Origin of the sequence: Leisingera caerulea DSM 24564, from assembly GCF_000473325.1 — a bacterium.
Classification (GTDB): Bacteria; Pseudomonadota; Alphaproteobacteria; order Rhodobacterales; family Rhodobacteraceae; genus Leisingera; species Leisingera caerulea.
This window is the reverse complement of sequence record NZ_KI421513.1, coordinates 1-7,981: the sequence shown is the minus strand read 5'-3', so window position 1 is coordinate 7,981 and position 7,981 is coordinate 1. Positions and strand designations below refer to the sequence as shown.

Genomic DNA, 7,981 nt, shown 5'->3' with positions numbered 1-7,981 from the left:
CATGAAGGGGCAGCTCTACAAATGGGTGGAGCAGCTGGACCCGGCGGAGCGCGGTTACTGTCACTTCGCCAAAGGGCTCGGGGATGAGTTTTACCGGCAGTTCGTCTCGGAGGTCCGGACCCTGACCAGACAGAGATCAGGAACGGTCACTGCGAAGTGGGAGCTGGTGGAGCCGACGCGGCGAAACGAGGTGCTGGATACCGAGTTGTACGCTGAAGCCGGAGCGCTGCGGAAAGGCTGGGCGTCGCTGACTGATGCTCAGTGGGATGCCCTGGAGGCTGAGCGCGGCGCGGTGCCACCCGAACAGCAAGGCGACCTGTTCGATGCGGTAGTGCCAGTCTCGGCCGAGGCCGCCGCAACCAAGAAACCAAAGCCCGCTGAAAAGCGGCAGAGCCTGTCAGGAATGCTGAATGTCAATCGATAGGGAAAAGCTGGAAGCGCAGCTGGCGGAGGCAGAAGACGCGCTGCATCGGCTGCTGACCGGCGGTCAGGTAACCGAAGTGGACTATGACGGCCACGGAACGAAATTCGCCAAACCGACTGAAGCAGGGCTGCGCCGCCGGATTAACGAACTCAACCGAAAGCTGGGGAATGCCCGGCCTGGCTCCCGGAGGGTGGCGTTTTGATGAAGCAGTCCTATCCGAAAGTTCGGGTGAAAGAGACGAAGCCGCAGGCCGCAGCGTCGCGAGATGCGGGGTTTCGTGGCACTTCGCCCTATGTGGCAGGTGATCGCGGGATCGACACCATGGCGGGCTTTCAGCCGCGCACCATGTCGGCGGATGCGGAGATCGGCCCGGCCCGGAAGGTGATCAATGCCCGCACACGCGACCTGGCCCGCAACAACGGATTTGCGGCTGGTGCCGTGGGCAAGGAAGTCGATGCGATCATCGGCGGCAACTTCCGGCCGTTTGTGAAGCCGGACTGGCGCGCTCTGGGGCTCAGCAAGGAATGGGCCAGTGAGTTCAGAGAGCAGGTTACCAGCGAGTGGCGCAGCTACGCCGAAGATCCCCGGAAATACGCTGATGTGACCCGTTCGCAGACGGTTCCGCAGATGTTCGGCACCGCTTACCGCGGTTACCTGTTGGAAGGTGAGGCGCTGGCGCTGAACAACTGGCGGAAACGCCGGCCAACCAAAACCTGTCTGCGGCTCGTGGACCCCGACCTGTTGTCAAATCCGCATGATCACGCTGATGAACGTTTCTTGCGCGGCGGTATCAACCTGTCCCGCGATGGCGTGGCGCTGGCATACAACTTCCGGCAGGCGCATCAGAGCGACCGCTGGGCCGGGGTTGAAGGGATGACCTGGAAGACGATCCGCCGCGAAACCCGTTGGGGCCGCCCGATCGTGGTTCATTTCTTCGACAAGCTTCGGGACGGCCAGACCCGCGGTGTTTCCCGCATGGCGCCGATTGTCGAAAAGCTGCGGATGGAAGACCATTATTCGAAAGTGGAGCTTCAGGCCGCCGTGATCAATGCGGTTTTGGCCGCCTTCATCAAATCCCCTATGGGCCCGGAGGCCATGGAGGAAATGTTTGGTGAGGATGGGATCACTAAAGAAGGTTCCGCGGCCAACGGCTGGGTAGGAGAACGAAGCCAGTTCTACCAGGAAAACTCTATCAAGGTTGGCGGTGCGCGGATCCAAGCGCTGTTTCCGAATGATGAAATCGGCATGGTCCAGACCGCGCGCCCGGCGGCGCAGTTTGCTGACTTTGAAGCCGCGGTGCTGCGTCATGTCGCCAGCGGCTTGGGGATTTCCTATGAGCAGCTGGCCAGCGACTGGAGTAAGACGAACTACTCCAGCGCACGCGCTGCCCTGATCGAGATCTGGCGCGGCTGGACGGTTCGCCGGACAGCCTTTGCGCAAGGTTTCTGCCAGCCGTTCTTCATGTCCTGGCTGGAAGAAATGGTGCTGGATGGCCGGATCCGGCTGCCGCACAGCGCGCCGGACTTCCATGACAACTGGATGGCCTATTCGCGTTCCAAATGGGTTGGGCCGGGCCGCGGGTTTGTGGATCCGGTGAAAGAGATCCAGGCGGCCGCGATGCGCGTGGCCCTGGGCGTGTCGACGCTGGAAGATGAAGCGGCTGAGCTGACCGGCTCCGACTGGGGCGACAACATGGATCAGATCCAGGACGAAATGGGCAAGATGCCCAGCGGTGTTCTGCACCCGATGCAGGAAAGCTTTGCCAAGCTGCTGGGCCACAACGGCGGCCCGGCCTTGAACTCCGAGGAATAATCACATGACGCATCCGCAAATTGCGCAGCGTGTGTTTCACACGCCGCTTCTGGCCGCGCCTGCGAAAGCCGCAGGGTTCGTAATGGGGCTGGGTCCGCGCATCCTGGGCGGCGGCTCGATCGAGCTGAAAGGCTTCGAGGGCGTTGCGGTGACTGGGCCTGCCAGCCAGCCCTTTGCCTCTTTGCTGGATGATCGGGTTGGTGACCAGATCCGCTCGGGAAAAGCTGAGGCCTTCCGCATTGTCGACGGCGTGGCCGTGATCCCGGTGACCGGGACGCTGATCCATCGCGGCGCCTGGGTGGGCAGCTTCTCCGGTGAAATGTCCTATGAGGGGATCTCGGCGCAGATCAAGGCGGCGGCCTCTCATAGCAGTGTTCGCGCCATTGCGCTGGAGATCGACAGCCACGGCGGCGAGGTTGCCGGCTGTTTCGACCTGGCAGCCGAGATCCGGGCCGCGCGTGATGAAAAGCCGGTGCATGCCTTTGTTTGCGACAATGCGCATTCGGCGGCCTACGCGCTGGCTTCGCAGGCAACGCGGGTCATCGTGCCGCGCGCGGGCAGCGCGGGCTCGATCGGGGTGATTTGCATGCACGCGGATCGCAGCCAACAGCTGGAGGCTGTGGGCGTCAGCGTGACCATCATCGCCGCGGGCAAGCACAAGGCGGATGGCAACCCCTATGAGCCGCTGCCGGAAGCTGTTCGCGACAGCCTGAAGCGGGAAATGGAGACACTGCGCGGGATCTTCGCGGAAACCGTTGCCGCGGGCCGTGGTGCCAGCCTCAGTGCTGATGCAGCGCTGGCGACAGAGGCCGCGTGCCTGCTTGGTCAGGACGCTGTTGACGCCGGGCTCGCCGATGAGGTGGCCAGCCCCAAAGAAGCATTTGAGCAGCTTGCTGCTCAGTTCAGCTGGCGGCGGGCGCCGCTGGGCACAACCGCAACCAAAGAAGGACCTTTGACCATGGCAACCCCTGAAGACGACGAACAGTCCGGCGGCGGCGTGAACGATACGCCGAATGCAGGCACTGAAACCCCGGAAGCCGGTGACGGCGGCGGCGCGCCGGAAGCGAATGCCGGCGGCCAGCAGGACCCGCAAGGCAGCACGGCGCCCGAGGGTAAGCAGTCCGCCCCGGCGGCAACCTCTGGTGCTGATGAGGAGCGCCAGCGGATTATGGGCATTCTCGGCTGTGAGGAAGCCCAAGGGCGCAGTGCGCTGGCCAGCAGCCTGGCCAATGACCCGCACATGACCGTGGAGCAGGCAAAGAAGCACCTGGCTGCCGCGGGCAAGGAGGGGAACAGTCGCACTCTCAGTGCCCTGATGGAAAGCGCTGATGACGCTGATCTGGATCAGCCGCCGCCCGCGGCCGAGGGCAAAAGCGGTCTGGCCGCCAAAGCCAAGGCACGCTTCAGCGGCAAGTAACACCACCGCGGGCTTTGGCCCGCTTTTTTGTGACCTCAATCTGGAGAAACAGCATGAACGCGCTGACCGAGGGAAATACAGCAGGCGATTTCGTCGCTTGGGAGGAAGATGGCTTCTACAGCCGTGACACCGGCACCATTGGTGCGGGCAACGACTATGAGCCGGGTTCGGTTCTGGGGGAAATCACCGCATCCGGCAAACTGGTCTACTGGGATCCGGCGGCTGTCGACGGCTCCGAGACCGTTGCGGCAGTTCTGCGTACCCCTGCAGCGGCCGCAGACGCGGACGTGCCGAATGCCGTGCTGATGAAGCGCCATTGCCGCCTGAAGCGTCACGGCCTGATCTTCGGTCCCGGAGTGACAACCCAGGCTCAGCGTGACCAGGCCGTGGAGGAGCTGGAAGCCCTGGGGATGCTGGCCCGCTAACCCGGCCTCTTCAACGAAAACGCGCCTGATTGGCGCACATCAGAAAGGGAGCCAATCATGGCCCATATGGATATCTTCCAAAACGACGCCTTCCGGGCGCGTGAACTCTCCGCATCGGTTCGGGAAATCCCCAATCAGTGGGGGCAGCTGGGGCGGATGGGGATCTTTTCCCCGAAGCCGATCCGCGGCACCCTGTTTTCCGTCGAAAACAAGGGCGGTGTGCTGCAGCTGGTGCAGTCCTCGCGGCGCGGCACTTCGCTGCCTTCGCAGAAGCGCGGCAAGCGCGCGCTGCGGCCGTTCCAGACATTCCGCTTCGGCCTGAGCGATCAGATCACCGCTGATGACGTCGACGGCATCCGTGCTTTTGGCAGCGAGAGCGAGCTGTCCCAGGTGGAAGACGAAGTGCTGGAGCAGCAGATTGCGCTTCGCGGCAGCGTCGATGTGACCCGGGAATATCTGCGTATGGGGGCGGTGCAGGGTGTTGTCCGCGACGCGGACGGCTCCGAGTTGGTGAACCTCTTCGATGAATACGGCATCACCCAGAAGTCTGTCGATTTCCGCTTTTCGCAGGCGGCGACGCCGATCGGCGAAAAGTGCCGGGAAGTCACGCGCCACATCCGGCAGAACCTGAAGGGCGACACCATGACCGGCGTCCAGTGCCTCATGGAAGCTGGCTACACCGACATGCTGTTCGAGCATGAGGACTTCAAGAACCGCTGGGACAAGTTCGCAAATGCGACCGGCAAGGATCCGCTGCGCGATGATGCCTCTGACGGTCTCGAATTCCAGGGCATCTACTTCAAGGAATATACCGGCGAGGCGGAAGTTCCTCAGGAAGACGGATCTACCGTCACCCAGCAGTTCCTGCCGCAGGGTGAATCCGTGTTCCTGCCCTTGGGCACCCGCCAGACGTTCAAGGATTTCAACGGCTCGGCGGACTACCTGGACATGATCAACCAGCCCGGTGAGGAGATCTACTCGGCGATCTTCCCGGACCCCAAGCGGAACGCCTATGTCGACGTGGAAGTGATGATGCAGACCCTTCCGATGTGCCTGCGCCCCGCTGTGATCGTCCGCGGCCATTCCACCTGACCGATCCGGCTGACGGCCGTCTGAGCGCAACGGCTGCAGCCTTCGGGCTGCGGCTTTTTCTTTTGGAGTATGACATGGCGAAAACAGTCAAGCTGACCGCAGAACTCACCTATCGCATGGACAAGTCCCGCAAGCGCACCCTGCCTGCGGGGTGGCGCGGTGAGGTTTCCGATGAACTGGCGGCGATGATCGAGGATGAGGGCAAGGGCGAGATCTTCAGCGAGGTTGCCGCGGAAGATGGAGCCGAAAAGAAGGCCGCGAAACCGCGCCGGAAACCTGCTGCGAAAAAGCCCGCCGCGAAGAAGGCTGCGGCGGCCAAAGAGCCGTCTGGCCAGAAGGTTGAAGATCCCGGTGCCGACGGTTCCCAGAACAAGGCTGCCAGCAAGGATGAGGGCGGCACTTCCGATGCGGATGCCGGCGGCGCGGCTGCGCAGGGTGATGCGGGCACCGATGAGGGCAGTGATACCGGCGGTGCAGGCGGCAGCGGGGCTGGCGAACAGTGAACCCGTTCCAGGCTGCGGTTGACGCATCCTTCAATCACCTCGGCATCGAGGCGGTTCTGGAGCAGGACGGGCGGCGGGAAACCGTGCGCCTCCTGCCCTATGAAGAAGATGACTATGCCGACTTCGGCGAAACCCGCCTGAAGGATCGCAGCGGCTCATATGAGATCCGCAACGGCGAATTCGAGGGGTTCAGCAAGGGCGCCATTCTCGAAGTCTCCGGCGCCCGCCGCAAGGTGCAGAGCTGGGACGTCAAGGACCGGGTGCGCCTGAAGAAGATCCTGCGGACCATTCCGGCATGATGCTGAAAGCCGCCCTTCTGGGGGATCTGGAAAAGTTCCTGGAAGAGGAAATTGAGCTGCGGGCCCAGTCGGTCACTGGCGGTGTCCGGCACGCAACCGAAGATCTGAAGCATGATTTGCGTGTTGACGTGGTGCGCGGCGGGCTGGGGCGGCGTCTGTCGAAGTCCTGGCGATCGAAGAACTTCCCGGGGTCTGGCCATTCACTGGGGGCGGCTGGTTCTGTTTACACCAAGTCGCCCAAGCTGATCCGGGCCTTCGATGAGGGAACAGTGATCCGCTCAGCGGACGGTTTCTGGCTGGCGATCCCGACAGAACACGCCCCGAAGTCCGGTGTCGGCCGGAAGCGGATCAACCCGTCAAATTTCCCGGAACACAGCTTGGGCAAGCTGCGGTTTGTCTACCGTCCCAAGGTCTCGCTGCTGGTGGTCGACAATCAGCGGGAGCGGAAGGGCAAGCGCGGCGGTTTCGCGCCGTCACGCAGCAAGCGGGCGCTGAAGACCGGCCACGGCCTGGCCACGGTGATCATGTTCTTTCTGGTGCCGCAAGTCCGCCTGAAGCGGCGCCTGAACGTGGCGCCGATCGAGCGCAAGGCCGGGAGCCAGCTGCCGCGGCTGGTTGATGAAGAATACATCCGCCTCGGCGGAACCAGACCCAGGAGGCGCTGATGCCTACCAAACAGGAAGCCGTCATTCTGGCCCTTCTGGACGCTCTGTCCGGCCATACGGCGCAGGTCATGCGCGAAGAAGAGCTGCCGCAGGAATGCCCTCCTGAAGGGCTGATCAACGTCATTGATGAGGATCCGGTTGAGGATGGCTTTCAGCTGGGCGCTGGTGTTCGCGAATGGCGCCGCCGGGTCGAGTTGGAGCTGGTCGTCTACAGCGAGGACAGGGACGCCCTGCCAAACCTGCTGGACAGTGCTGCCATCCGGGCGGTGGATCTTCTGCGCGCCGCTGACTTCGCGGGCCTGATTACCCACGTCCATTTCGACGCGGCAGAAGGGGCCGACGATATCCCGATGGCAGATGCCGTCTATCTCCGGGGGGCCACGGTGCCGGTCACCCTTTTCTACGAAACCTCTGACAATCCGATGGAGAAACACACATGACAACCGCTCGTGGTGATCAAGCGCGGCTGCTGGCCCGCACACAGGCCGCATTCGGCGCTGCTGAGGCCGCTCAGCCGTCCAAGTTCTACTTGATGCCGTTTTACAGCTACAACGTCACTCCCAGCGAAGACCTGGGGCAGGATGACGCGATTTATGGCGACAACAACCCCGGCGATGCGGTTTCGGGCCTGCGCAACATGTCCGGTGACATGGTTGTGCCGATGGGCATGAACTCCATCGGCTGGCATCTTGCCAAGATGATCGGCGCGCCGGTCACCACCGAGACCACGCCCGCCACTGTCTGGGAGCATGTGTTTTCGACGTCCGCTCTTCCTGCCCTGGGCCTTGCGACGCACGGCATCAGCCATGCCGGTGTAGACAGGCATTTCGTGCAGGACAGCCTGGCCTATACCAGCATGAATATCCGTGCGCAGAAAAACGGTGAGCGGGCGCGGGCAACCTTCAATCTGATGGGCCGTGAAGAGGAAGCCGCCGGGGCCACCCTGGATGCAACGCCGGTTGAGTACGCGCCGGATCCGGTGCCGGTCGGCTATCTTGGCAGCTGTCAGATCGATGATGGTCCTGCGGCCTCGATCACCGAGGCCAATCTGACGCTGAGCCGCGGGGTCGAGCCTGATCAGGAGAGCCTGAACGGCCTGTCAACGGCGGCGGGTATCGATGATGGTGTCTGGGGTCTGGAGGGCTCCGTGGGGCTGCGGTTCAAAGACATGCAGATCTATGACCTGGCGAATGCCGGCACTGCCTTCAAGCTCTCGCTGGCGTGGCAGCTGACAGCGGATTCCTTCCTGCGCATTGAGGCGCCCTCTGTTCGCCTTGAGCGGAACGGTTTTCAGATCGGCGGCCGGGGCAACCTGAGTGGCAACTTCAACTTCCGCACCAACCG

11 protein-coding genes are annotated in these 7,981 nt (G+C 62.9%); all 11 read left to right on the top strand.

What is annotated here, in order from left to right:
- Window positions 1–424 (top strand): terminase gpA endonuclease subunit (locus CAER_RS0107085; RefSeq protein WP_027234694.1); only part of this gene is annotated, 424 nt, incomplete at its 5' end.
- Window positions 411–626 carry a gpW family head-tail joining protein gene (gpW, locus tag CAER_RS0107080; protein WP_027234693.1) on the top strand — a complete coding sequence of 72 codons (216 nt, stop codon included), beginning with the start codon at window positions 411–413 and terminating at the stop codon, window positions 624–626. The genes CAER_RS0107085 and gpW, both read left to right, overlap by 14 nt.
- A complete protein-coding gene (locus CAER_RS0107075) occupies window positions 626–2,236 on the top strand; it encodes a phage portal protein (protein ID WP_027234692.1) in 1,611 nt (536 codons plus the stop codon). The genes gpW and CAER_RS0107075 overlap by 1 nt, the downstream gene beginning before the upstream one ends.
- A gap of 4 nt (window positions 2,237–2,240) precedes the next feature.
- On the top strand, window positions 2,241–3,653 hold the full coding sequence (locus tag CAER_RS0107070; RefSeq protein WP_027234691.1) for a S49 family peptidase: 1,413 nt from the start codon (window positions 2,241–2,243) through the stop codon (window positions 3,651–3,653).
- A 53-nt stretch (window positions 3,654–3,706) separates the two neighbouring features.
- A complete protein-coding gene (locus CAER_RS0107065; RefSeq protein ID WP_027234690.1) occupies window positions 3,707–4,078 on the top strand; it encodes a head decoration protein in 372 nt (123 codons plus the stop codon).
- Window positions 4,079–4,135: 57 nt separating this feature from the next.
- Window positions 4,136–5,170, top strand: a complete 1,035-nt coding sequence (locus CAER_RS0107060; protein WP_027234689.1) for a major capsid protein — start codon at window positions 4,136–4,138, stop codon at window positions 5,168–5,170.
- Window positions 5,171–5,244: 74 nt separating this feature from the next.
- Window positions 5,245–5,673: a hypothetical protein gene (locus tag CAER_RS0107055; RefSeq protein ID WP_027234688.1), complete on the top strand. Its 429-nt coding sequence runs from the start codon at window positions 5,245–5,247 to the stop codon at window positions 5,671–5,673.
- The gene (locus tag CAER_RS0107050; RefSeq protein WP_027234687.1) at window positions 5,670–5,972 is read left to right on the top strand and encodes a head-tail joining protein; all 303 of its coding nucleotides are present in this window, start codon (window positions 5,670–5,672) and stop codon (window positions 5,970–5,972) included. The genes CAER_RS0107055 and CAER_RS0107050 overlap by 4 nt, the downstream gene beginning before the upstream one ends.
- On the top strand, window positions 5,969–6,637 hold the full coding sequence (locus CAER_RS27755) for a DUF6441 family protein (RefSeq protein WP_051357750.1): 669 nt from the start codon (window positions 5,969–5,971) through the stop codon (window positions 6,635–6,637). Before CAER_RS0107050 ends, CAER_RS27755 begins: the two co-directional genes overlap by 4 nt.
- On the top strand, window positions 6,637–7,077 hold the full coding sequence (locus CAER_RS0107040; protein ID WP_027234686.1) for a hypothetical protein: 441 nt from the start codon (window positions 6,637–6,639) through the stop codon (window positions 7,075–7,077). Before CAER_RS27755 ends, CAER_RS0107040 begins: the two co-directional genes overlap by 1 nt.
- Window positions 7,074–7,981, top strand: a 908-nt coding sequence (locus CAER_RS0107035; protein WP_027234685.1) for a phage tail tube protein, incomplete at its 3' end; no start/stop codon positions are given. The genes CAER_RS0107040 and CAER_RS0107035, both read left to right, overlap by 4 nt.